This is a genomic window from Desulfovibrio biadhensis (assembly GCF_055388615.1).
The window spans coordinates 3,939,812-3,962,618 of record NZ_AP042477.1; the positions used below are offsets into that span (position 1 = coordinate 3,939,812).

The following is a 22,807-nucleotide window of genomic DNA, read 5'->3' on the forward strand; positions in this document are numbered from 1 at the left end:
TAAAGGTATATAAGGAGTCTTGGTGTGGTTTATAGTGTCATCTGGGAAGGGCAAGCCCCTGCTCCAAGAGTTTTGATTGCCGAAGACGACGCGACCAACAGATTGTTCCTCCAAAGGCTGTTGCAGCACTATGGCATGGAGACTCTTATTGCGTGTGACGGGAACGAAGTGCTCGAAGTGCTACAGCGCGAAACTGTAGATGTTGTGCTTATGGATATACAGATGCCAAAGATGGACGGCCTGGAAGCCTCCAGAATGATTCGGAAAGGAGAGGGGGCATGGAATCCCGATCTGCCGATAATTGTTATCACCGCCTTTGTTCTTTCCAGCAAAGAGGCAAAAGATATTGCCCAATATACAGACGGACAGGTGGCAAAACCGGTTGATCCCGTTGTGTTGCAGCAAGCACTGGGCAAAGTGCTTGCCGGAGAAAAACCTGCAAAGGGAATTTCCGCCCTGGATGGAGCTCCACACTCCAAAGGGGGCGATGCTTCAGGTATAATGGATCATGCCAAGACCCTGGAGCGACTGCATAACGATAAAGAGTTTGTGGATAAGATCTATGAAGTTTTTTTAGCTGATCTGGATGAAAGAACGCGCAACCTGGATGCCGCTTTGGGAGCTGGAAACCTTGAGGACCTGCGCAAACGGGCGCACACTCTCAAAGGCGCATCAACCACCATTAATGCTGATATTTTGTGGCAGCGGGCTTTTGCCCTGGAGATGGCGGCAAAGGAAAAGGGCCAGGCCGCCAGTGAAGCGCACCTTGCCTCTCTGAAACTGGCAATCCGGGACGTTCGCATGCGTATCAAAGAAATACTCGGCGAGTAGGTGTACTACCCATTGCCAAGCACGCCCCAACACGGTAAGAGCTCCGGCCTGCGGACGAGATAACAAGCCCCGCGAAATAGAATATGAACGAAAACAACTTTTCCACTACTGACGCCCAAGCAGAGGGCTTTATCGCCATCGTCGGCGGCGGTCTGGCAGGGTGCGAGTGTGCGTTGGCTCTTGCCAGACACGGCTTTGCCTCGCGCATGTTTGAAATGCGCCCCGAAAAGAATACCCCGGCGCATACGGGGGGCGATCTGGCCGAGCTGGTGTGCTCCAATTCCTTGCGTTCTGATGATGCTGACGCCGCAATAGGCCGTTTGAAGCGGGAAATGCGCATGCTGGGCAGTGCGGTTATTCAAATGGCCGAGGATACCCGTATCCCTGCCGGTAAGGCCCTGGCTGTGGACAGGGAGCGCTTTGCCGCCGGCATGACCAGACTGGTGGAGCATAACCCCCTGATACACCTCGAACGCCAGGAAGTTACGGGCCTGGATGCCCCCCAGTTGGAGGGCGCCCGTAAAGTTGTGATTGCGGCCGGCCCCCTTGCTTCGGATTCGTTGAGCTCCAGCCTTGCTGGCGCCATGGGTGGCGAGCATCTCTATTTTTATGATGCCATCGCTCCCATAGTGCATGCGGACAGTGTGGACATGTCCAAGGCTTTCAGGGCTTCGCGTTACGAGCAGGAAGAGGCGGAAGAGGGCGCAGGGGATTATATCAACTGCCCCATGAATGAAGAAGAGTACCACCGCTTTCGCAATGCGCTTTTGGAGGCGGAGAAGGTGCCATCTAAAAATTTCGAAAAAGAGCTACACTTCGAAGGGTGTTTGCCCATCGAAACATTGGCCGAACGCGGTGAGCTGACATTGGCCTACGGCTCTTTCAAGCCGGTGGGGCTGGTTGATCCGCGCACCGGTGAGCGCCCCTTTGCTGTTGTCCAGCTCCGTGCTGAGAACGCAGCCGGCAGCATGCTTAATCTTGTGGGGTGTCAGACCAAGCTCGCCTATCCCGAGCAGCGACGCGTCTTTCGTATGATACCCGGCCTTGAGAATGCAGAGTTTGAGCGCATGGGCAGCGTGCACCGCAATACCTTCGTGAATGCGCCAAAGGTTCTCGGGCCACATCTTGAACTGCTGGCGCGGCCGGATATACATTTGGCAGGGCAGATTACGGGTGTTGAAGGGTATGTGGAGTCGGCGGCCTGCGGTTTATGGTTGGGGCATTTGCTGGCTGGGGTGTTGCATGGCGCCCCTCCTGTGCTGCCTCCGGTGGAAAGTGCCTTGGGCGGGCTGTTGCAGCATTTGCAGACACCGGTCAAAAATTTTCAGCCATCCAACGCAAATTTTGGACTTACGCCTCCCCTGGAACGTCGTGCTCCCAAGAGAATGCGCAAGAAACTTTTTGCAGAGCGGGCCAGAGAGTGTTTTGAAAAATGGTTCGAAGAGTGCCGCAGTATCTTGTAATTTCTAGATTTTTCTTAGATTTTTACACCTCCTGACGTCCTGTTTGATTACTAAACTGTAATTTTTCTCATACTTGCCAAGTATTGTAACAAATTGGTAAAGATTTCCAATTCAAGTTTTTCACACTTTTTCCTCTTCTGCCAGGCTTTTTGCGGGGTGTCCCAAAGGCCGAGAAGGAAGGAGCCCCTTTTGAAGAAGCTTCACAACGGTCGTAAAGATAGCACTTTCTCTTATTCTCTAGATATACCAATGACTTCCAGTTTTGGCGTTGTTTTGCTCAGCATCACTTTGATGCTTATGGCCGGTTGCGCCCATAAAAATACATCCACAGCGGAAATTGACGGCGCTTCCCGTAAGCATTCTTCGCTTAATGAAGGCGCCTCCGCCACCACCACCGAACAGGCGCGCCTGGAAAAAGCCAAAGAGGCCAAAAAGTTTCGCGAGGCCAACGAAGAGCGCAAGCGCGTGGACGCCGCCCAGGAAGTCATCGATACCGCCAGAAGTCAGCTTGGCACCCCGTATCGCTATGGCGGCACATCCCCCTCCACGGGATTTGATTGTTCGGGATTCCTCGTATGGTCTTTTTCCAAACATGGCATTAAGTTGCCGCGCTCCAGCCGGGAGCAGTTGCACGCCGGCATCCCTGTAGACAAGGATAACCTGAAGCCTGGCGACATCCTGATCTACTCACGTCGCATCGGTTCGCGTCGCTCCACACATGCCGGCCTGTATATTGGCGACGGCAAATTCATCCACAGTCCCCACGCCGGTTCCAGCGTGCGCATCGACAATGCTTTCGACAATCATTACTCCAAGCGCTTCATTGCAGGGCGTAGGGTGATCATGAGCGCCGATGAAGTTAAGGTGTACGCAGAGCAGAAGCGCAAACACAAAGAATTTCTGGCCAACGGCGCTGAGCACAAGGTGAAGCGGGGCGAAACGCTCTCCGGCATTGCCATGAAATACGGCGTGACCGTCCGCTCCATTCTGCAGGCCAACAACATTTCTCGGAAAACGTTGCTGCAGATTGGCCAAAAACTGCATATCCCCGGTGCAAAGAGTGCTCCTGCTTCTGTGGCTGCAAACGCCGAAAAAAAGGGGCAGGCTGTGCAGGCAGACGCCACCCCTAAAGTCAATGCGCGTGCCACTGCCAAGGCTTCCGCCAGTTCCGTGCCCGTTGCCAAAGGGACTCGGGTTCACGTTGTGGCGGCCGGCGATACCGTTTGGAGTATTTCCAAGCATTATGGCGTGAGCAAAAAGGATGTACTGACCGCCAACAACCTGTCTGCTCGCTCTTTGTTGCAGATAGGGCAGAAGCTGCAAATTCCCGTGGGCAAGGCGCAAGCTGCAAACAAGACGGCAGGGAATGAGGCCACCAGAACAGCCTCTGCCGCCGCGGGACAGCGCGTGGAGACAAGGGTCTACCGTGTGAAGAAGGGAGACACCATCTGGTCCCTTGCGAGAACCCACGGTGTCAGCACCAAGGCTTTGCTTGAAGCGAATGGTCTGAATGACAAGGACGTGCTGAAGCTGGGGCAGGAACTCCGGGTTCCCGTGGCAGCTGCGAACTGAGCGTCCAGCGCCTTATCGTTCAAGAGTATCCGTAGTTATAGTGGCCAGATAAGCAATTTTTTTAGCTCGTGGCAGTCGTTTTACCTTTGATTCAATACTACAAGCCGTTGCCCTATCCTGGGCATTTGCCCAGGCAACAAGCTTCACAGGTCTTCTGGACCGTGTGTAGCGGGCACCTCCTGGTCGCTCCCCCTGGTGTTCCTGCAATCTTCGCGAAATATCTGTTGTTACGCCACAATATAAGCTTTTGTCGTTGCATTCCAGGATGTAGACGAACCAGGCGCCCCCAGTCGTCGGGGGCGATGTGGCGGGGAGGGCAGTCACTCTGCGCAATCCACACAATATTCTGTTTCAGGAATTGCCAGCAGTCTGGGCGTCGGGATGGCGGCTCCACATTCAATGCAATAGCCATATTCCTCGTCCTGCTCCAGGCGTTTGAGCGCTATTTCGAGCTTGAGGATTCTGACTCTCGCCTGGGAGAGGGTGCTTTCGCTGATCCCCTGGTTGAGCATGGTATCCAATCGAGAAAGACGCCCTATGGATACGTCAGGGGCGACAGGTGAAACTTCTTTTTCGCGTTCGGCTACACTTTCACGCAGCGCCTGGAGCTCTTCTTCGATGCGTTGCTTCAAGGGAATGTTGTCATTCATATACTTTCTCCTGTTGGTATGAATACGTTGAGCATGCGCTTTTGGTCTTCTATCGGTTTATGGGGCAGGTCGTCCCACGGAGGAATAAAATCAACCCTATTGATATGGGGGGCGCCTGCATCATTTTTGTCGGGTAGTCGCTATAAAGGTGACGAGGCATATTGGTTAGGGTGGCCCTTTCCAATTGCTCTTCGAGAGGATAACAACAATCTGTCTGTCCTGTCCAAGCCTTGACCGTTGTTCGGTTTTATCCTTGTGCCGGATGGTGTTATTTCAAAAAAAAATCAGGCATGTCTGTAATTTCAGAAAATTTTTGCTTGCATTGCCAGAACGATTAGGCTAGTGAATCACCCTGTAGCCGCATATTGCGGCAGTGGTTCAGTTGAAAGACGTGTTGTGCAGATTTTGAAAAGGGAATGGTTCCTGTCTTCAAAAGCACAGATGCAAAAGTAGATGTTGCCGTAGATGAATAAGTGTACCGCCGTGCTGTCGCTTCATCATCCACAGAGCCTTCTGCCTGCAACGTAGCACTTTCACGTAGAACACAACGTAACGAGATAGACGCTTACAGCAACTACGTTTTTGCAGTTTTTGATGGTAACACGCTCCGCTTTTTCATACCGGGCAACTGGTCCGGCTTTTTCCCCCGAAAAAAGATTGTCGCTGCATCACGACTACGCTTTTCTGCGATCCGTGTCTTTTTGCCCTACGCCCATTTTACATAAATCATCCCGCTTTATTATATATGATGCAGAAACTCTGCATCGTGACATTTCAATTACAGGTCCACATCATTGTTGCCGTTTTATGGATCTTGCTTTCGGCTTGGCTTATCGCTCCGGGTCGTTGCGCAATGTCTGGCAGCACAACGCGAAAAACAGGAGCCACTAGTCATGACCAAAGCAACTAAAGGATCAGAAGTCTCTGTCCATTACACCGGGACATTTGACGATGGCACCGTTTTCGACACCTCGGCAGAGCGGGAGCCCCTGTCTTTCGTCCTGGGCGAAGGCACCGTCATTCCTGGTTTCGAAAATGCGGTGGAAGGCATGGAAGTGGGTGAAAAGAAAAATGTGAGCATCGAACCCGATGACGCTTATGGCCCTCACGTGGATGACATGGTCATCTCTTCTCCCCTGTCCGAACTGCCCGTGGAAAATCCCGAAGTAGGGATGGTTTTGCAAGCCAATGTGCAAGACCAGGTGGTTTACTTCGTTATTTCAAATATCGAAAATGACGTGGTGACCCTCGATGGCAACCACCCCATGGCAGGCAAGCGCCTCAACTTCGAGCTCGAACTGGTGACTGTAGGCGAATAACGCCTTACAAATTTTTGTAACAAGAAAGAATGCAAAGCAAAAAGCGTTAAGAGGTGCTTTTTGCAGCAGCATACCCCATCAACTCAACTGGAAAGGATGTGTAGCATGGTTTACCAAGGTAAAGTGAAGTGGTTTAACGACAGCAAGGGTTTCGGTTTCATTCAGCAGGAAGACGGCGAAGACGTTTTCGTGCACTTCTCCGCCATCCAGGGCAGCGGTTTCAAGACCCTGCAGGAAGGCGCTAGCGTGGAATTCGAGATCGAACACGGTGAGAAGGGCGCTCGCGCCGCCAACGTGAAAGTTCTGTAGTTTCCATTGCACTTCCGACCTGCCGGTCAGGGCGTATGTCCTGGTCGGCAGGTTTTTCTTTCTTCTACCATTTATTCCCCTTAGCTGTAACATCCCCCCTCGTTTCCAGCTGTTCAGCTTTCTTTTTACTCTCCGTTCCGGCAACGCAGCAGCTTTCTGTGACTACTGGAAAAGCATTGCAATCTGCTGTAAGGTTGTCTGCCGTGAGGTGCTTCGGGTTTGTCGCTCTACCGAAACGAGCGTATTCTGGATTTCTTTTTTTGTAGCCTTGAAAGGCGCGACACTGCCAAGGCCCGTCGTCGGTGGTTTCTCTTGAAGCCAATGGAAGTACTCTGATCCCGATTCCAGGCGTCGTTGGGCTGCTTAGCGTTCAATTGCACTGCTGTGCATATCATTTTTCCTGGCAAAACGCGTTTTCAAGCTGTTCCTGCGACATGTGTCGCTTTGCCCCGCCTTGTGGCGAGGTACAAAACTATTTCAGGGTGGGGTTTCATATTGAGATTGCCCCCCGCATAACAGGAAGATTATGAATCAAGACAATGATACCCCGGCTGACGTCACTGCATCGGCTGATTCTGACCAACCCCGTACCCAGGAGTTCCCTGGTGTAATGCTAGAAGATCTGCCCCTGCCTTTGCAGGAGGCTTGTAAACGGGCTGGATGGAGCCGCCTGACTCCAGTCCAGGAGAAGGCCATTCCGTATTTGCTTAAAGGCAAGGATATGATGGTCCAGGCCAGGACCGGAAGTGGCAAGACAGGAGCCTTTGTCCTGCCCTTGCTGGACAAGCTGGATTCCTCTGCTGTTAATTGCCAGGCCCTGGTGCTGGTGCCTACGCGTGAACTGTGTGTGCAGGTGGCTGAGGAAGCCAGAAAGCTGTGTGGCGATTCCGGTATGCGCGTAGCCGCCGTATACGGCGGCGTGGGATATCGTGATCAAATCGAGGCTTTCAAGCAGGGCGCGCACATCGTGGTGGGAACTCCAGGGCGTGTGCTGGACCACCTTCTCAAGCGCGCATTCAATCTGGACGACCTGCGTTACCTTGTTTTTGATGAGGCAGACCGCATGCTTTCTGTCGGCTTCTACCCCGACATGAAAGAGATGCAGCGGTATCTGCCCCGCAAGCTGCAGGGCGCCTACATGTTCTCCGCCACATATCCGCAGAGCGTGATCAGGCTTGGCGATGAATTTTTGCGCAAGCCAGAGATGCTCAGCCTTTCAGGCAAGCAGATGCATGTTGCCGAGAGCCTGCACCTGTACTGTGAAGTACCCCAGATGGGGCGCGAGCGAATGCTTATTCGCATCATTGAGATGGAAAATCCCTCTTCAGGCATCATCTTTTGCAATACAAAAAGCAACGTGCATTATGTTAGCGAAGTCCTGAAACAGCACGGTTTTGACGCCGAGGAAATATCCTCGGACCTGAATCAGAACAAGCGCGAAGTGGTGCTTCGCCGCATTCGAGAGGGCAAGTTGCGTTTTCTGGTGGCCACGGATGTCGCGGCGCGTGGGATCGACATTCAGGAACTTTCCCATGTCTTCTTGTATGAGCCCCCTGAAGATCCTGAATCCTACATACACAGGGCTGGCCGTACAGGGCGCGCCGGCGCCTCAGGTACCGTCATCACACTTGTGGATTTCGTGCAGAAAGGCGAAATGCTGAAGCTCGCTTCACGTTATAGTGTGCCCATGCAGGAACTTGCCTTGCCAGAAGAGGGGGATGTTGTCGGGGTTATTGAAGAACGCCTGACCACGATGCTTGAATCTGAAATGCGTAAGCTTTCCCATGTGCAGCAGGAACGTGTCAGGCGCTTTCTGCCTTCTGCCAAAAAACTGGCCGAGGACGAAGACGCGCATCAGTTGTTGGCAATGCTGCTAGACAACCTGTATCAACGCTCCCTGATCAGCAAACCGGAAGAGCCCGAAGGGCAGAAACAGACGCAGAAGGCGACACAGCGTAAACGCAAGCGTAAGCCTAGAAAAGGGAATTCCCGCAAGCCCGCCACAGGGGCGAACGATCAAAAGCAGAATTCCTGAGCCTTACTCATATTGTTTCAGGTTGTGGCCAGTCGCCGTTTTCCAGCATGGTGCGCAGCCGCAAGGCGGGGGCAAATACCGGGTCGAGGCGCAACGCCTTATCGAGATGCGCCATGGTTGCCTTGTGGTTGCGCAAACGGCAGTGGGTTCTGGCTATATTCAGATACAATGCCGGGTCATCTGGAATAAGAGTCAGCGCCTGATTGAAGGCGCCCAATGCGCCTGCACAATCGCCAATGCGCAGCAGGCGCAGTCCCTGGGCTCCTAGCGCCTTGCCCGCGGAGATGATCTCATTCTCGGTTTCAGTTTCCGCAGATTCACTCAATATTGCTGCCAGTTCACAGCGGCGAACAAGCATGCGTTCATAGCGTTTGCCCTGGTAAGCCGCTTTTTTCGCCGACTCCAAATACCGCTCCATGCTGCCCGTAAGGCGGTATGATTCCCCCATCCCGCCATACGCCTCTGCCAGCAGTTGCAACATTCCCCTGGCCCGGGCAAAGGCATTTACAGCCTGAACGTATTCTCGCAGGGCCAGGTGCCGCATCCCTCGCCAAGAAAGCTCTGTGTAGCCTGGCTCGCCAAGGCTGTTAGCCTCTTCCTCCATGCCGAGAACATCTGCAAAAAGCTTGAGCGCACGCCCGTGTCGTCCCTGGGCAGCCAAACGGAATGCATCTGCAAGCAAAGATTCTTCCACTGCATAGGTTTGCTGCATTTTGGCTATGCCGACCAAAGCCTGCTCCAGGTCTTCCATTTCATAAGGGCGTTGGATGCAGGCCGAAACGCCCCTGGCGATGCTTGAAGGATAAAGCGCTGGATCGGCTGTTTCTCGATGCAGCAGCACAATTGGAGGGCGGGTCCACAACAGTTTACGCGCGGTGTGCTCAAGAAGCTCTGCAAATCCCGCTTCTCCTGCCGTATCATCGCATAAAATGATATCCGCATGTCGGCTATGCAGTAGGGCGAGCACCTCTGTACTTGTCGTGGCGTGTTCCACACGCATCTGTAAAAGGGTTTGCAACAGCACAGAATCTATGCGGACGTTTTCAGGATCAGAGCTGACCAGGATGCCGCGGCGGAATGATTCCAGCCCTGATGGCAATGGAGGGCTCTCCACTTCCTGCGCCACTTCCAGGTGGGTGTTGTCCTGGTCTATTTGTAAGGGCCTGGCGCCACTCCTATCTGTCTTGGCAGCAGGAAAAAGCGCCCGCCATTGCGCTACTGTCTGGGGGCGCTGGTCGCTGTCAATGCGCATGCCTCGGTCAATGGCGGCGAGAAATTGGGGGCTGAATGCATCTTTGCCAATTTCAGCAGCAGGGAGCAAAGGGTCCGAATGTGAACTTTCCTGCGCGGCCTTGCGGATGATGGACTCTACGGGCTTGGTTCCGGAAACTGCGCAATGCAGCACAGCAGCCATGCCATAGATATCTGTCCAGGGACCAAGGAGGGTGGAGCGATCGTATTGTTCCGGGGGAGCGTAGCCAGGCGTCAGCATGGTGCGTCCTACACTGGCGGCGCCGTGTTCCGGTCTGAGTGCGGCGCCAAAATCAAGCAGAACAGGTACGCCGGATTTACGTACGTATATGTTTCCAGGTTTGATGTCCCGATGGATGAACCCCTGGCCATGCATGGTTTCCAGGCCATTCAGCAGCGGGTGCAGCAATTCTATGAGTTCGTCTTCCTCAAGGCGCCCCTTGCTGGTGAGTATGCGTTTGAGATTTTGTCCCACTTCGAAATCCATGGCGAAGTAGGCTGTGTTGTTCGCCTGGAAAAAAGAAAGCACACGAACAATATTGGGATGTTTGAAGCGGGCAAGGGTGCGTGCTTCTTCCAGAAAGAAGCGTTTGCCAAAGGCGAAAAGATCGGCCAGCAAAGGCGTGCGGGGTTCAAGTTTCTGACGTTCGCCCCTTTTGGCCAGTTCCACAGGAAAAAATTCCTTGAGGGCGACATGATGTTTGAGATGCAGGTCCAAGGCTCGATATGTGATGCCAAAACCGCCCACACCCAACAAACCACGAACTTCATATGGTCCCAGCCTTTGCCCTTTCGGCAGGGGAACAATGCTATCGTCCAGGTCATGCAGCCTGGACATTTTGGGTGGTTCGTCCACATGCCCCCCAGCAGGAGAATTGCGAATTGAAGAGAGCGGCGGCTCCCTATTCTCCTGGTTCTGGGGTGCAGCTTTCGTCAGGTCTGTTTGCGTATCCGCTTTATTCATGCTTTGCGATGCTCGCTGTGCAACGTCTTATGGAGTGCATGGTTAGATTACTACAGTTCATTGTCTGTTTCGAAATATGGATTTGTCAAGGAAAAGAGGCTGCAATGGCAGTGCAATGCACGAGACACCCCATGCGATGCTGGCAAAAGGGGCGTGTTTATGGCAGCATCGCCCACGCCTCGCCTTTCTGGTGTGGCTACATCATTTGAAAGAGGAGACGCTCATGCAGCGGCTGATTGTTGTGACGGTGCTGATTTTGCTTTGTATTGCAACAGGTGCGCATGCCGAACCCATTGAGGCGTTATGGCAATTGCGCGCTGACGAAACCCTGGATGTTGGGGTGCAACGCGCCACAAAACATGCGCTGCGGGAAGCTGTTTACAAAAAGGCGTTGGAGCTTCTTCCCTCGAAACTGAAGCAGGAGCGAGAGGAGCTTTTGCACGATTTTCTTGGACGGCATGCTGCCAGGTTGGCGCGGGTGGAAGGCGCTCCTTCGCTTAGCGAGCGGGTGGACGGCATGGTCCTGCGGGTGGACGTTGTTGTGGACGAGGCTGCGTTGCGCTCCTTGCTGCAACGCTGCGGTGTGTATTTCACTGCCGGCATTGTCTTGCCATATTCGCTTTCCGTGGCGCAGGCGCCCGAAGGCAGCAGTGAAACATTGTCCAGGTTGGAAAAGCTGACAGGTGTTACGCGTCAAGAGGGCGCAGTGCCAAGTATGCGTTTGACCCATGAAGGCGTCCTCTGGAAAGGCGTGATGGAAGGCGGGAAGGGGGCGTATGAAGCTGCAGGCTCTGATCTGGAAACGCTCTGGGTAACGCTTTGGGGCTGGTATTTCATGGTGCATGGGCCGGATTCAGGACCAGCTGGCGCAACAACAACCGCCACGGGCACCGTACAATTGGTGGTGCAGGGGTTCGCCTCTCCGGATGCTGTGTATGACTTTGAGCGGGTGCTGCAGGGATTTCGCCCTGCAATTGCGGGGGCCAAGCTTACAGCCGTGAATATGCAGGCAGAGGGTGTTGGCGCTATCTGGAAAATCGAGCTTCTTGATGAAGGATTGCTAAGACAGCGGCTGGACGCTTATGCGCCCTCTCGAGGGTTGGGGTATCAACTGGTGGGGGCGCCTGCCGCTCCACAACAGCAAAATATGGAGCAGACGCCGCAGCAAGGTCAGCCTGCCCAGAATATGGCGCCGGAAAGTGCCGCCCAGGGCGACCAACTTGTTATTCCAGCGGCAACCAAGTCTGAGCCGGAACAAGCTTCACCCACAAAACCTTCTCCGCAAGCGCAACCTGACAATCAGGCTCCATCCCCTGAGACACAACCTTCCACACAAGGCGGAGGACAGCAGCAATGATCCATTTGCGAAGGTGGCTGTTTGCAGCGCTTTTGCCTTTTGCGGCTGTGAGCCTCGTTGCCCTGTATGATGTGTGCCATGCAGGTGGTGAAGGTGCAGGCCTGGAGGTTACCCTGCTGCAGGGGCATGCTTTTGAGCTTGATGGACAAGGGCCCAACGAAGCAACTCCCGTGGAGTTGGGAGATACGTTAGGGGTACCCAAAACAGTGCGAGTAAATCAGGGCACCCGTCTTGCACTGAATTTCCCGGATGGAAGTGTTTTTCGTATGGCAGGGCCGGCGATGGTGCGTTTTCAAGAGTCTGTAGCCGTCGGTCCGGAGCGCGTCTATGTTTTGGAAATGAGTCAAGGAGAAGGGTGGCTGGCCTTGCAGCCTTTTCATGGCTCCCATGACGAAGTTGAGATTAAACTGCCCGCAGTGACGCTCTATGCGAAAAAGGCACAGTGCCGTATTCGCGTTGGAGCTGATAAACGCTGTGTTTTGGCGGTGATTGCTGGAGAAGTGGTCCTCCGCAAACGTTTTACGGAAGAAGCGGCGGGAAGGGACATGCTGCAAAAGGCTGACGCGTTGATGGCCGATGCAGGAAGTGCTCCGGGAAGCGATAAGGGACAGGGGCAGAACATGCGCTCCACCCAGGCGAATGGGCCGCTTCACCCTAAAAAGGCGGATGAAAAGATCTACCGAGCCGGTGAACTTGTTCGCATTGGTGTGGGGGGCAGTCTGAGTGAGGTGGACGTGGTGGATGAGCTTTCGTTGCGAAATGACACCTGGGCGCTTTGGAATCTTGCCCGGGACAAGGAAGTGGGTGTCATGCTGCCAGGTGCCGTAGGGCAGCAGGAGTAATCAGTAAAAAGACTGGTACTGACTTGCAGGGAAGACGTTGGCGCGTTGTTCAACGCAACAAGCAAAAAAAAGCAACCGCGACGGAAGCATTCCGCCGCGGTTTTACTTTTTAATTACTGGAAAACTTTTACCTGACCCAAAGGATCAGGCATCTTTTTCCTTGCTGTCTTCCGAATCCTCGTTTGACGCCTTCTCGTCGTCCTTCTTGGGCGTTACGTCGATTTCAGCAGGTTCATTGGTGGCCTTTTTGAAATTTCTAATGGCCTTGCCCATGCCTCCACCGATTTCGGGAAGTTTGTTTGCGCCGAAAATAATCAGCACAATGGCGAGAATAAGTAAAAGTTCCCAGATGCCGAGTCCGCCGATCATACTTGCCTCCACATATTACTCGAAAAGAGAAGCGAAATTGCCGTCTCTGGCTCGAACTGAAAATGATGCCGCGCACATCGCGGGGCTGTGCGGCTTTTGCCGCAAAAAATTATCCAGTACGCCCGTTTTGAAAGGTGCTGCCGCCTATTACGCTTGCTCGGGCTTCAGGTCAAGGTGCAATCCCAAGGGGCTATCCGTTGAACGAAGCCTTCGCATTCATCCTTCCTTTTTGGAATATACTGCAATGCGTGATCGGGGTAAATGGTGCTTTTTTACATTTTCCTACTGGGCAAGGTGTGTGTGAAGCCTGCTCATTCTTGCATAACAGGAGCAAGGTCCGTATCATCCGCTCCTGTGTCGCAAGGGGTCTGACCTTCCAGGCCGCAAACGGCCGCCATTTTTGAAGAATAGGATCATGAGCGAGCGTAAGTTTCCAAAATCGAAAACTATTGTCTCCAGATTGCCGGCTGTGAACTGCATTCACTATATGCAGCGCCGTTGTCTGCTTGAGGCGCATAGAAACCCCGGCCTGCATACCGAATGGCAGTGCAGAGTCTTGCAGGGGTGGGAAGAGGAATACGACCGTTTTCTCGCACAGGCTGAAAATTTTCAGCTGGAGATTGAGCTGGCCACACGTATTTGGGCAGAACGGCTCGGCAATATGCTGCAGCAACCTTCTCCCTGCGACAATTATGATCCTGTGACGGAAGAGGGCCCGCCCACTCGCTCAAAGGGGCAGCTTGATACCAAGACATGGAGACCCTTTTCTGAAGCGCTGCATGTCGTGGATGACAGCGCTAATGACACGAGCGCTGCAGATGCAGGTCTGGACGCTGAAAAAGATGACGAAGCTGGTGGAGCTGCAAACGATACATCGGATGCCGCTTTTAACGACGCAGATTATGACGCAGATAACGACGCAGATAACGACGCTGATAACGACGTACTCTGTTGTGTCCACTCCTGGGTGGGGCTCTGCTTGCTGGAAATGCCATGTTGTGAGGGCGTTTGCGAGCATTATGAGCGCCACCATACGGATTCCCAGGACGAGTGAGCCAAATACAACAAGGAGCGCCTAACATGTCATTGACTGATGACACGAACGCCACTTCAGATAACTTAGTAATAAATGTGCCGCGTCTGCATGCCGCGTACCTGTCTGCCAGAGCGCCTAAGGCCGTGGTGTGTTTTGACCCTGGTCTGGCGCAGGGTGAGACCGCGGAAGGGCGCGGTATGTTCCGGCCCGAATCCTTGCCATTTGCCCCCAAGCAGGCCAGGGCCTGGGTGCGCGAAACTGTTTCCTACGGCATGCAATTCGATGGTCCTGGACAATTGGCCGCTGTCGCTGCTGCTGAAGCTGCCATGAAAGGTAAGAACGTCAGTGGGTTGCGGCCTGATGAGATGCAGGAACTTTCCAGTTTCAGTGGCGCCGCCACGCCTGAGGAAGGGGCGAAAGCTGCCCGGGACAAGGCTGTAAAAGAGGAAGCGGCCAAGGCGCAGGCGCTTGTGACACAGGCCCAGCTTACCTTGCTTTTGGCCTGGTATATCGAGGAGCGCAGTCTGGAGTTGAAGGATTTGAGCCAGGGGTTGGCATCTCAGTATGAACGCTTTGGTGCGGCGCTGGACGGCAAAGCTGAAGATACGGAAGGCATCATGAAAGATGCCGATGACGTTGCGGAAACTGGTTTGCAGGCGCCCCTCATTGATGCAGAGGAGGCAGGTACGCTGCCTGGTCCTGAAGTTGTGGCCGGCATATTGGCTTTTTTGCCTCAGGAGGCGGCCTTGTTTACGGAAGATAAGGCGCTAGTTGCCCAGTGGTTGGAAGCTGGTCTTACGCCTGTTGCTTTTGAAAACAGCGAATATGCAGCACGTTTCCCCCGGTTCAAGGGCTATGCCGGTTTGCAGGTTGTTACTGCTCCGGGGTGGCGGTTGGCGGGCATGAGCCGTCCGCAGCCTGAAAAGAAATGGTTGGATGTTGCGCGTACGGTGATATTGTCCGTCTCCTGATGCTTAAGCGACTGTAAACATATTTACAATTTATTTTTTGATAGAGAGTGCTGATGACTTATTTGAACGCCATGACATCACTTGAGAACATTCCAGATATCAAGGGTATTGTTTTTGATTGCGACGGAGTGTTGTTCGACTCCATGGATTCCAACAGAACTTACTACAATGCCATTCGCGCGCGATTGGGGCTGAGCCCCATGAATGCCGAAGAAGAAGCCTACGTTCATTCGCATACCGTGCGCGAGTCGCTGTTCTTCATCGTGCCTCAGAAAATGTGGGGCGAGATAGACAGAGTGCGCCGCGAAGTGGACTATGTGGAAGAGATTCTGCCCCATCTGCGCCCTGAACCGGGGCTGTACGATTTGCTGCAGCGGTTGCGGGACAATGGTTACCTGTTGGGCATTAGCACCAACCGGAGCAACACCATGAGCTGGGTTGTGGAACGTTTCGGCCTGAAAAAATACTTCAAACCCGTCATTCATGCCGGCATTGTACAGGCTAAACCACACCCTGAGGGCATGAACAAAATAATGCAAATGTGGCGTGTATCGCCCGAACGCATAGCGTTCGTGGGGGATTCTGATTTGGATCAGGGCAGTGCTCGCGCTGCAGGGGTGCATTTTTGGGCGTATAAAAATCCAAGCCTGCAGGCGGATCTGCATATCAATGATTTTTGGAGTATGGCCCAGGGTTTGCGACTTGGTGCGTCTTTTACCAATGGCAGAAGGTCTTGTCGGTCATAAAACAAGGGCGTAATACGCCTTCCAGGTGTTTTTTTGCTTGATTCTTTGCACAAAGGAATGAAGAATAGCACCAAACTGCGGCTTGGACACCATAGTCCGGTTTTTGTTTGACGTAAAAGCGCCAGATGCGCTGCACATATTTCTTTCAAGCCTTGGCCCTGGGCAGGGGCCTCAGGCATAGCGGGAGGGTTGATGTTCGTTTTTTCCAATCTGTTGCAAGCAATCGCTTCTGTTCTTGATGTTGTACTTACATTGTATTTGTGGATTGTGATCATCTCGGCCTTGTTATCCTGGGTGAATCCCGATCCATACAACCCGATCGTACGCATTCTTCGCAATTTGACCGAACCGGTGTTTTATCGTGTGCGGCGCTGGCTACCCTTTACTGTTATTGGCGGCATAGACCTATCACCCATAGTGGTCTTGCTGGCTATTCAGTTCGTGAAGATCTTTGTAGTCCAGTCGCTCATGCAGATGGCCATGTCCATGAGCCGGACGATGTAGCTGTATAAACATGGCCGTGGCCCGGCGGGGGCGCTCAACCCGCCGGAGTTGGAATACGAGGGTTGAAGAGCATGCCCGAGTCTTATCCCGAGTTCGTCACCCCAGCTGGCGCAGGGCGCTGGCGGCTGGCCGTCTGGGTCCAGCCCGGCGCCAAGCGTTGCGAAATTTCGGGCATCTATCAGGGCCGTCTGAAACTCAAGATCCAGGCCCCTCCAGTGGACAACAAAGCCAACAAGGCAGTGGAAAAGTTCGTGGCCGACTCGCTCGGGCTGCGTGCATCGCGCGTGCAGCTTGAAAACGGGCAGGCCAGCCGCAGCAAGACGTTGCTTATTGAAAATGACGAAGAACCGGCCTGGCGCAAGATGACGTCGGGCCACGAATAGAACCTCTAACAAAGGAGACACTTCCATGGAAGCGCACGAACTCGCTTTGCTGGAGAAGTATGTCCAGCAGGACGCCGAGCTGAGTACCCTATGGGAGGAACACCAGTTGTACGAGCAACAACTCGAAAAGCTGGAAAACAAGCCCATTCTTTCTCCGAATGACTTGAAAGTGGTCAAGGAGATTAAGAAGAAGAAACTGAGCGGCAAGACCAAGATGCTCTCCATCTTGGACCGTTATTCGCAAGAGGAGAATTAACATGCAGTTGAACGGGGCTCGGATTCTGTTGGAGTGCCTGCTTCGTGAAGGCGTGGATGTGGTCTTCGGTTACCCGGGGGGCGCGGTCATTGATATTTATGACGTGTTGCCGGAATACGAACTGAAGCACATCCTCGTACGTCACGAGCAGGGCGCAGTGCATATGGCGGATGGCTTTGCCCGCGCATCTGGAAAGGTGGGCGTGGCCCTGGTGACTTCCGGTCCCGGCGCCACCAACACTGTAACCGGCATTGCCAATGCCTACTGCGACTCCATCCCCATTGTCGTTTTCACCGGACAGGTGCCCACTCCACTGATCGGCAACGATGCCTTTCAGGAGGTGGACATCGTAGGCATTACCCGCCCGTGCACCAAGCACAACTATCTGGTGAAGGACGTCAATGACCTGGCGCTGACTGTTCGCCGCGCTTTTTACCTGGCGCGCTCCGGCAGACCGGGCCCCGTTGTTGTAGACTTGCCCAAGGATGTTTTGCAGTCCGTTATCGAATTCGATTATCCTGATGACGACAAGGTTTCCATGCGCAGCTACAACCCCACCATTGTGCCGCACCAGCAGCAATTACGCCGCGCTTCAGAATTGCTGGAGGCTTCTGAACGCCCGATTCTGTACGTCGGCGGCGGCGTCATAAGCTCAAACGGGCATGATGAGCTCAGGCATCTGGCCAATGAATTGGCCATCCCGGTGACAGCCACACTCATGGGGTTGGGCGCTTACCCCGGGTGCGAGCCCTATTGGCTTGGTATGCTGGGTATGCACGGCACCTATGCCGCGAACATGGCTATCAACAACAGTGATCTGATCATTGCTGCAGGGGCGCGTTTTGATGACCGTGTTACAGGTAAACTGTCCACGTTTGCCCCCCACGCCAAAATTATTCACATGGATGTAGACCCTACCTCCATTCGTAAAAACGTGCGTGTGGACGTCCCCCTGGTGGGTGATTGCCGCGAGGCCCTGAAGGGGCTGCGCCAGGTTGTTGCCGCCAAGTACAAGGACATGGACTGGCAAGACAAGCACAAGCCGTGGCTGGATCAGGTCCGGCAGTGGATGGACAGCAAGCCGCTGACCTACCACAAGCTGAATGATGAGCGCGTAAAGCCCCAATATGTGGTGGAAAAGATCTACGAGCTGACAAAGGGCGAGGCGATCATTGCCACGGAAGTGGGACAGAACCAGATGTGGACGGCGCAATTCTACAATTTTCATACCCCGCGCACGCTGCTGACGTCAGGCGGTTTGGGGACCATGGGGTATGGTTTTCCCGCCGCCATTGGCGCACAGATGGCCTTCCCGGACAAACTGGTCATCGATATTGCGGGAGATGGTTCCATCCAGATGAATATTCAGGAAATGATCACGGCGGTTTGCAATGACCTGCCCGTGAAGATCATAATCCTGAACAATGGTTTTTTGGGCATGGTGCGGCAGTGGCAGGAGCTTTTCTACCAGCGGAATTACTGCTCCACCTGCATGGACGCGCAGCCTGACTTCGTGAAGCTGGCGGAAGCCTATGGCGCAGTGGGATACCGGATTACGAAGACGGAAGAGGTCGAATCTGTGCTCAAGGAAGCGATCGCCCTGCCAAAAACGGTGGTGGTTGACGTGCACGTGACGCAGGAAGAGAACGTGTATCCCATGGTGCCTGCCGGCGCTTCACTCACTGAAATGCTGCTTGTCTAGGAGGCCATCATGCGACACGTACTTTCCGTTCTCGTTGAAAACGAGCCTGGTGTGCTCTCGCGCATTTCCGGGCTTTTTTCCGGCCGCGGTTTCAATATCGAGACTCTCAACGTGGGGCCCACCCTCGAAGATAATGTCTCGCTCATGACCATTACCACCAGTGGTGATGAATTGATCATCGAACAGATCGTAAAACAGCTGCGCAAGCTCGTTACCGTCATTAAGGTTGTTGACCTGACGGAAATCCAGGCGGTGCAGCGTGAAATGATCCTGGTCAAGGTCAATGCCGAAGATTCCAAGCGCGCGGAAATTTTACGCATAGTTGATATCTTTCGCTGCAAGGTGGTTGACGTGAGCATCAATGAGTTGACCATCGAAGTGACCGGCGACCACGGCAAGGTGACGGCCCTTATCAATCTGCTGCAACGTTTTGGCATCAAGGAGATTGCGCGTACCGGCACAGTTGCCATGAAGCGCAGTATGCAGATGGAAGGGTAGGTCCCGGTTCTTTGGCAGAAACAAGAAGGGGGCGCGCCCCCTTGTATACATCTCTATTCACCTTTGCCTCTGACGAGGTCTAAACCGTCTTTTGGAGTTGGAATGAAAGTCTATTACGAACAGGATGCTGATCTGAAAAACCTTGAAGGGAAAACCATAGCCATCATAGGCTACGGCAGCCAGGGGCATGCCCATGCCCAGAACCTGCGTGATTCAGGCTGCAACGTGATTATTGGGCAGCGTCCGGGCGGTCGCAACTACGAACTGGCCAAAGAGCATGGTTTTGAGCCCCTGAGCGCAGCCGACGCCGCCGCAAAGGCCGACTGCATCATGATTCTTGTGCCGGATCAGCATGCTGCTACCGTGTACCGTGAGTCCGTTGCACCCAATCTGAAAGCTGGCGATACTCTTTTCTTTGCCCATGGATTCAACATCCACTTCAGCCAGATTGTCCCGCCCAAAGATGTTGACGTGTGCATGGTCGCTCCTAAGGGGCCTGGTCACCTGGTGCGCCGCGTGTACACAGAGGGCGGTGGTGTTCCCTGCCTGGCCGCCGTCTATCAGGACGCTTCCGGCAAGGCCATGGATACTGCCCTGGCGTATGCCAAAGGTATTGGCGGCGCCCGCTCCGGCGTTATCGAGACCACTTTCCGCGAAGAGACCGAGACCGATCTTTTCGGTGAGCAGGTTGTGCTCTGCGGCGGTCTGTGCTCGCTGATCCAGAAGGGTTTCGAGACCCTGGTGGAAGCCGGCTATCAGCCTGAGATCGCCTACTTTGAGTGCCTGCACGAGGTGAAACTCATTGTGGACCTGATTTATGAGGGCGGCATGGCCAACATGCGCTACTCCATCTCTGACACTGCCGAGTATGGCGACTACTCCCGTGGTCCTCGTGTTGTGACTGACGAGACCAAGGCCGAGATGAAGAAAATCCTGGGTGAGATCCAGAACGGTTCTTTTGCCAAGGAATTCATTCTGGAGAACCAGTCCGGCAATGCTCACTTCCTGGCTACCCGCCGGTTGCAGGCCGAGCACCAGGTGGAGCAGGTCGGCGCCAAGCTGCGCGACATGATGCCCTGGCTCAAGAAATAGCTCTAGTTGCAATAGTTTTTGGAGATTGCGGGGGAGCCTTTTATGCATAAAAGGTTCCCCCGCGCCCCCTCCCTAAAATTTTTGTAGTAAAGCCCCCCGTTGCCCAAAGGCCACGGGGGGCTTTTTTTAAGACTGAGGGGCAATAAGCGGTTGTTTCTTCGAATGTTTATGCCCTGTCAGATTATTGCGGTGTAGGAGCAGGACCTGGTTTTTATATTGTACGGCACTAATGGGGAGTAACGTCTCTTGTTTTTATCTCCCTATACTCTCAAAACATATCCAACATATCTTTAGGCGTGTTGCACAGTACAGTGGCATTTGCCGTACGTAATTCTTCCTGCGAGCCATATCCCCACAGAACACCGATACTTTTCAGGTTGTTTTTTGTGGCGCCGATGATGTCATGCTTCCGGTCGCCCACCATCACTGCATCATCTGGGGTGATGCCTTCCTGCAATAGTATGTATTCAAGCAATTCGCCTTTATCACTACGGGTACCGTCCAGCGAAGCACCATACACAGCGTGAAAAATGTTCCCCAATGCAAAGTGGTCGATTATTTTTGCGGCTATGCTTTGCGCCTTTGAAGTTGCAATATAAAGACGCTTTCCCTTGCCTTGCAACGCGGAAAGTATTTCCGGAATATTCTGGTACAAATAGTTCTCAGTCATTCCTTTGCCGGCTGTGTTGTAACGTTGCCGGTACAGGGTGATTCCTCGCTCTGTCTGCTCACGATCCGTGGTCTCTAAAAGTATCTCAAACGTCTGACGCAAGGGAGGACCAATATACTCCGCCAGCTCTTCAAGGGGAGGCGCTTTTTTGTCCATTTGTTCGAGCGCGTAGGCAATGCTTTTGGTTATACCTTCCTTTGGATCACTAATGGTTCCATCCAAATCAAACAGAATGTTACGTGCATGCATTGTCATTTGATGCCCTTTGTTTTTGATTACTATGTTGCATATGATGTTTTATCCCTAGTCCGAACATGATATGATGTCTAATGATAAGGAAATTATACTGTAAAGGTATAATTGTGTGTCGCCTGTTGATCCTGCGAGAAAACCGCAGTCAACTGCTGTATCTCAGGGTGATAGTGTGATTTTATCTTTGAGTAAAAGGTGCGCCAGCAGTGCTGGATGTTTTGGCAGCACAATATAATGCAGTATTATTGTATATTTTCGGCTTCAGAATTTTCCTTGTTTTCGTACAACATCTGGATTAATCCATACCTTCTTAGTCTGTTTTGCTGATTGTGTCCGTCAGGCGTGACATTATGATAGTTTAATTTAGATCAATTGGTTACACATTTTTTGGTTTTGCTTTTGTTGAATTATAGTTTGTATTATAACTCTTCATTCACTGGCCTTATAAGGATAAAAAGGGCAGCGAGTTCTTGCACTGGTCTGAAGAAGGCCACCAAGCAGTGGGGGCACTGTTTTATGGGAAAATGTATGAAGTGGCTTTCCGTCTGTTTTGTCGCGGTTTTGATTCTCACATTGTCTTGTGGATTTGGAAACGCCATGTCCCAGGATGACGATTACCCTACGAAGCCAACTACCAGACCAGATGGCGCCCCCTGGCGTATCGCCTATGTTCAAGGGGGTGAATATAATGATTATTTACCTGTCCTTAAAGGGGTAGTCCACTATCTGGCCCAGTGGGGGTGGCTTGAGGAGCCAGGCTGTCTGGATGTTACGCGGAATACTCTGGAAGGGTGGGCCTGTATCGCCAAGCAGGAGAGCCCCTACATTTCTTTTGTGGAAGATGCCTATTGGACGGCTGCCTGGGATCAGGAAACGAGAGAATCCAACAAAAGCGAGTTTTTGCAGCGAATCAGGGCAAAGGAGGATATTGACCTGGTTATCGCCATGGGGACCTGGGCAGGCCAGGATCTTTCCAAGGACGTTGCCTCCGTGCCCGTCATCGTGATGTCCACAAGCAATGCCATCCAGTCCGGCATTATCGAAAGTGCGGAAGACTCGGGAAAGGATAATGTGCACGCCCGTGTAGATCCTTTGCGCTATTACAGGCAGGTGCGTCTTTTCCACGAGATCGTAAGGTTTGAAACCCTTGGCGTTGTTTATGAGCATACGGAAGAAGGCAGGAGTTACGCCGGGATGGATATGGTGGAACGGGCGGCCAAAGAATTTGGCTTCCAGCTGGAAACCTGCGAGGTGCCTTTTTCCGGACTCGGTCTCGAGCAGGCTGAGGCAGCTGTGGCTGCATGCCATGAAACATTGGCCCAAAAGGTGGACGCCGTTTACATAACAATACATAGGGGGGTTAACCCCCATAACCTGCCCCGGTTGTTGGAGCCGCTTTTTGAGCACAATATTCCGAATTTTGCCATGGGTACGCTGTACGAGGTCAAGCAAGGGGCCCTCATGAGTATGGCACAGCCCAATTTTGACCATTTGAATGTGTTCTGGGCGCAGACCATAGCAAAAGTGCTCAATGGGGCGACTCCAAGAAAGCTCACACAGATCAAAGAAGATCCGCAGAAAATTGCCATCAATTTGCAAGCCGCCAGAATGATAGGGTTCGATTTCCCTCTGGAGGTGCTTGGCGCTGCTGAAACCATCTACGAAACCATTGAACCTGCACCTGCAAAATAGTTGTATCCCGGTAGTTAATAATGTTGCCCATAAGATTCAGATT

23 protein-coding genes are annotated in these 22,807 nt (G+C 53.1%); 18 read left to right on the forward strand and 5 right to left on the reverse strand.

Going from position 1 to position 22,807, the window contains the following annotated elements:
• Positions 1–24 precede the first annotated feature (24 nt).
• From ACZ5EH_RS17070 to ACZ5EH_RS17080, 3 genes are all read left to right on the forward strand, one after another.
• Positions 25–831 carry a response regulator gene (locus ACZ5EH_RS17070; RefSeq protein WP_464275082.1) on the forward strand — a complete coding sequence of 269 codons (807 nt, stop codon included), beginning with the start codon at positions 25–27 and terminating at the stop codon, positions 829–831.
• Between the two features lie 83 nt (positions 832–914).
• Positions 915–2,294, forward strand: a complete 1,380-nt coding sequence (gene trmFO, locus ACZ5EH_RS17075; RefSeq protein ID WP_464275083.1) for a methylenetetrahydrofolate--tRNA-(uracil(54)-C(5))-methyltransferase (FADH(2)-oxidizing) TrmFO — start codon at positions 915–917, stop codon at positions 2,292–2,294.
• Between the two features lie 249 nt (positions 2,295–2,543).
• Positions 2,544–3,866, forward strand: a complete 1,323-nt coding sequence (locus ACZ5EH_RS17080; protein WP_464275084.1) for a C40 family peptidase — start codon at positions 2,544–2,546, stop codon at positions 3,864–3,866.
• A 12-nt stretch (positions 3,867–3,878) separates the two neighbouring features.
• Here ACZ5EH_RS17080 and ACZ5EH_RS17085 read toward each other — a convergent pair whose 3' ends face one another.
• Both ACZ5EH_RS17085 and ACZ5EH_RS17090 read right to left on the reverse strand, forming a co-directional pair.
• Positions 3,879–4,190, reverse strand: coding sequence for a GIY-YIG nuclease family protein (locus ACZ5EH_RS17085; protein WP_464275085.1), 312 nt, complete (start codon positions 4,188–4,190; stop codon positions 3,879–3,881).
• Complete coding sequence (locus ACZ5EH_RS17090) at positions 4,187–4,516, reverse strand: TraR/DksA family transcriptional regulator (protein WP_464275086.1); 330 nt, start codon at positions 4,514–4,516, stop codon at positions 4,187–4,189. The genes ACZ5EH_RS17085 and ACZ5EH_RS17090 overlap by 4 nt, the downstream gene beginning before the upstream one ends.
• Positions 4,517–5,409: 893 nt before the next feature.
• Here ACZ5EH_RS17090 and ACZ5EH_RS17095 point away from each other — a divergent pair.
• The 3 genes from ACZ5EH_RS17095 to ACZ5EH_RS17105 all read left to right on the forward strand — a co-directional run bounded on the left by ACZ5EH_RS17095 (position 5,410) and on the right by ACZ5EH_RS17105 (position 8,179).
• Positions 5,410–5,835 carry an FKBP-type peptidyl-prolyl cis-trans isomerase gene (locus ACZ5EH_RS17095; RefSeq protein ID WP_464275087.1) on the forward strand — a complete coding sequence of 142 codons (426 nt, stop codon included), beginning with the start codon at positions 5,410–5,412 and terminating at the stop codon, positions 5,833–5,835.
• Between the two features lie 105 nt (positions 5,836–5,940).
• The gene (locus ACZ5EH_RS17100) at positions 5,941–6,144 is read left to right on the forward strand and encodes a cold-shock protein (protein WP_464275088.1); all 204 of its coding nucleotides are present in this window, start codon (positions 5,941–5,943) and stop codon (positions 6,142–6,144) included.
• 526 nt (positions 6,145–6,670) lie between these two features.
• A complete protein-coding gene (locus ACZ5EH_RS17105; protein WP_464275089.1) occupies positions 6,671–8,179 on the forward strand; it encodes a DEAD/DEAH box helicase in 1,509 nt (502 codons plus the stop codon).
• 7 nt (positions 8,180–8,186) lie between these two features.
• On the opposite strand, the gene ACZ5EH_RS17110 is transcribed toward ACZ5EH_RS17105, so the two are convergent.
• The gene (locus ACZ5EH_RS17110; protein WP_464275090.1) at positions 8,187–10,394 is read right to left on the reverse strand and encodes a serine/threonine protein kinase; all 2,208 of its coding nucleotides are present in this window, start codon (positions 10,392–10,394) and stop codon (positions 8,187–8,189) included.
• Between the two features lie 223 nt (positions 10,395–10,617).
• Here ACZ5EH_RS17110 and ACZ5EH_RS17115 point away from each other — a divergent pair, with 223 nt between their 5' ends.
• On the forward strand, positions 10,618–11,751 hold the full coding sequence (locus ACZ5EH_RS17115; protein WP_464275091.1) for an SRPBCC family protein: 1,134 nt from the start codon (positions 10,618–10,620) through the stop codon (positions 11,749–11,751).
• A complete protein-coding gene (locus tag ACZ5EH_RS17120; protein WP_464275092.1) occupies positions 11,748–12,593 on the forward strand; it encodes a FecR domain-containing protein in 846 nt (281 codons plus the stop codon). Before ACZ5EH_RS17115 ends, ACZ5EH_RS17120 begins: the two co-directional genes overlap by 4 nt.
• Positions 12,594–12,737: 144 nt before the next feature.
• Here the strand turns inward: ACZ5EH_RS17120 and ACZ5EH_RS17125 are convergent, their stop codons facing one another.
• Positions 12,738–12,962, reverse strand: coding sequence for a twin-arginine translocase TatA/TatE family subunit (locus ACZ5EH_RS17125; RefSeq protein WP_464275093.1), 225 nt, complete (start codon positions 12,960–12,962; stop codon positions 12,738–12,740).
• 415 nt (positions 12,963–13,377) lie between these two features.
• Between ACZ5EH_RS17125 and ACZ5EH_RS17130 the strand changes: the two genes are divergently transcribed.
• The 9 genes from ACZ5EH_RS17130 (at position 13,378) to ilvC (ending at position 20,150) form a co-directional block, all read left to right on the forward strand.
• On the forward strand, positions 13,378–14,016 hold the full coding sequence (locus ACZ5EH_RS17130; protein WP_464275094.1) for a hypothetical protein: 639 nt from the start codon (positions 13,378–13,380) through the stop codon (positions 14,014–14,016).
• Positions 14,017–14,042: 26 nt separating this feature from the next.
• Positions 14,043–14,969, forward strand: a complete 927-nt coding sequence (locus ACZ5EH_RS17135; protein ID WP_464275095.1) for a hypothetical protein — start codon at positions 14,043–14,045, stop codon at positions 14,967–14,969.
• 53 nt (positions 14,970–15,022) lie between these two features.
• Entirely contained in the window at positions 15,023–15,715 is a 693-nt protein-coding gene (locus tag ACZ5EH_RS17140) for an HAD family hydrolase (protein WP_464275096.1), read from the forward strand.
• Between the two features lie 192 nt (positions 15,716–15,907).
• Positions 15,908–16,219 (forward strand): YggT family protein, encoded by a 312-nt coding sequence (locus tag ACZ5EH_RS17145; RefSeq protein ID WP_464275097.1) that lies wholly within the window; start codon positions 15,908–15,910, stop codon positions 16,217–16,219.
• Positions 16,220–16,290: 71 nt separating this feature from the next.
• Positions 16,291–16,602, forward strand: coding sequence for a DUF167 domain-containing protein (locus tag ACZ5EH_RS17150; protein WP_464275098.1), 312 nt, complete (start codon positions 16,291–16,293; stop codon positions 16,600–16,602).
• A 25-nt stretch (positions 16,603–16,627) separates the two neighbouring features.
• The gene (locus ACZ5EH_RS17155) at positions 16,628–16,858 is read left to right on the forward strand and encodes a DUF465 domain-containing protein (RefSeq protein WP_464275099.1); all 231 of its coding nucleotides are present in this window, start codon (positions 16,628–16,630) and stop codon (positions 16,856–16,858) included.
• Between the two features lies 1 nt (position 16,859).
• The gene (gene ilvB, locus ACZ5EH_RS17160; RefSeq protein WP_464275100.1) at positions 16,860–18,560 is read left to right on the forward strand and encodes a biosynthetic-type acetolactate synthase large subunit; all 1,701 of its coding nucleotides are present in this window, start codon (positions 16,860–16,862) and stop codon (positions 18,558–18,560) included.
• A gap of 9 nt (positions 18,561–18,569) precedes the next feature.
• Complete coding sequence (gene ilvN, locus ACZ5EH_RS17165) at positions 18,570–19,058, forward strand: acetolactate synthase small subunit (protein ID WP_464275101.1); 489 nt, start codon at positions 18,570–18,572, stop codon at positions 19,056–19,058.
• A 102-nt stretch (positions 19,059–19,160) separates the two neighbouring features.
• On the forward strand, positions 19,161–20,150 hold the full coding sequence (gene ilvC / locus ACZ5EH_RS17170; RefSeq protein ID WP_464275102.1) for a ketol-acid reductoisomerase: 990 nt from the start codon (positions 19,161–19,163) through the stop codon (positions 20,148–20,150).
• 268 nt (positions 20,151–20,418) lie between these two features.
• Here the strand turns inward: ilvC and ACZ5EH_RS17175 are convergent, their stop codons facing one another.
• Positions 20,419–21,075: an HAD-IA family hydrolase gene (locus ACZ5EH_RS17175; protein WP_464275103.1), complete on the reverse strand. Its 657-nt coding sequence runs from the start codon at positions 21,073–21,075 to the stop codon at positions 20,419–20,421.
• 594 nt (positions 21,076–21,669) lie between these two features.
• Between ACZ5EH_RS17175 and ACZ5EH_RS17180 the strand changes: the two genes are divergently transcribed.
• Positions 21,670–22,764 carry an ABC transporter substrate-binding protein gene (locus ACZ5EH_RS17180; protein WP_464275104.1) on the forward strand — a complete coding sequence of 365 codons (1,095 nt, stop codon included), beginning with the start codon at positions 21,670–21,672 and terminating at the stop codon, positions 22,762–22,764.
• Positions 22,765–22,807: the final 43 nt, after the last annotated feature.

Excerpts from the sequence above, each read along its gene's own strand:
- trmFO (WP_464275083.1), top strand. The coding sequence starts at position 915 with ATGAACGAAAACAACTTTTCCACTACTGACGCCCAAGCAGAGGGCTTT.
- ACZ5EH_RS17080 (WP_464275084.1), top strand. The coding sequence starts at position 2,544 with ATGACTTCCAGTTTTGGCGTTGTTTTGCTCAGCATCACTTTGATGCTT.
- ACZ5EH_RS17090 (WP_464275086.1), bottom strand. The coding sequence starts at position 4,516 with ATGAATGACAACATTCCCTTGAAGCAACGCATCGAAGAAGAGCTCCAG.
- ACZ5EH_RS17095 (WP_464275087.1), top strand. The coding sequence starts at position 5,410 with ATGACCAAAGCAACTAAAGGATCAGAAGTCTCTGTCCATTACACCGGG.
- ACZ5EH_RS17100 (WP_464275088.1), top strand. The coding sequence starts at position 5,941 with ATGGTTTACCAAGGTAAAGTGAAGTGGTTTAACGACAGCAAGGGTTTC.
- ACZ5EH_RS17105 (WP_464275089.1), top strand. The coding sequence starts at position 6,671 with ATGAATCAAGACAATGATACCCCGGCTGACGTCACTGCATCGGCTGAT.
- ACZ5EH_RS17110 (WP_464275090.1), bottom strand. The coding sequence starts at position 10,394 with ATGAATAAAGCGGATACGCAAACAGACCTGACGAAAGCTGCACCCCAG.
- ACZ5EH_RS17115 (WP_464275091.1), top strand. The coding sequence starts at position 10,618 with ATGCAGCGGCTGATTGTTGTGACGGTGCTGATTTTGCTTTGTATTGCA.
- ACZ5EH_RS17120 (WP_464275092.1), top strand. The coding sequence starts at position 11,748 with ATGATCCATTTGCGAAGGTGGCTGTTTGCAGCGCTTTTGCCTTTTGCG.
- ACZ5EH_RS17125 (WP_464275093.1), bottom strand. The coding sequence starts at position 12,962 with ATGATCGGCGGACTCGGCATCTGGGAACTTTTACTTATTCTCGCCATT.
- ACZ5EH_RS17130 (WP_464275094.1), top strand. The coding sequence starts at position 13,378 with ATGAGCGAGCGTAAGTTTCCAAAATCGAAAACTATTGTCTCCAGATTG.
- ACZ5EH_RS17135 (WP_464275095.1), top strand. The coding sequence starts at position 14,043 with ATGTCATTGACTGATGACACGAACGCCACTTCAGATAACTTAGTAATA.
- ACZ5EH_RS17140 (WP_464275096.1), top strand. The coding sequence starts at position 15,023 with ATGACTTATTTGAACGCCATGACATCACTTGAGAACATTCCAGATATC.
- ACZ5EH_RS17145 (WP_464275097.1), top strand. The coding sequence starts at position 15,908 with ATGTTCGTTTTTTCCAATCTGTTGCAAGCAATCGCTTCTGTTCTTGAT.
- ACZ5EH_RS17150 (WP_464275098.1), top strand. The coding sequence starts at position 16,291 with ATGCCCGAGTCTTATCCCGAGTTCGTCACCCCAGCTGGCGCAGGGCGC.
- ACZ5EH_RS17155 (WP_464275099.1), top strand. The coding sequence starts at position 16,628 with ATGGAAGCGCACGAACTCGCTTTGCTGGAGAAGTATGTCCAGCAGGAC.
- ilvB (WP_464275100.1), top strand. The coding sequence starts at position 16,860 with ATGCAGTTGAACGGGGCTCGGATTCTGTTGGAGTGCCTGCTTCGTGAA.
- ilvN (WP_464275101.1), top strand. The coding sequence starts at position 18,570 with ATGCGACACGTACTTTCCGTTCTCGTTGAAAACGAGCCTGGTGTGCTC.
- ilvC (WP_464275102.1), top strand. The coding sequence starts at position 19,161 with ATGAAAGTCTATTACGAACAGGATGCTGATCTGAAAAACCTTGAAGGG.
- ACZ5EH_RS17175 (WP_464275103.1), bottom strand. The coding sequence starts at position 21,075 with ATGACAATGCATGCACGTAACATTCTGTTTGATTTGGATGGAACCATT.
- ACZ5EH_RS17180 (WP_464275104.1), top strand. The coding sequence starts at position 21,670 with ATGTCCCAGGATGACGATTACCCTACGAAGCCAACTACCAGACCAGAT.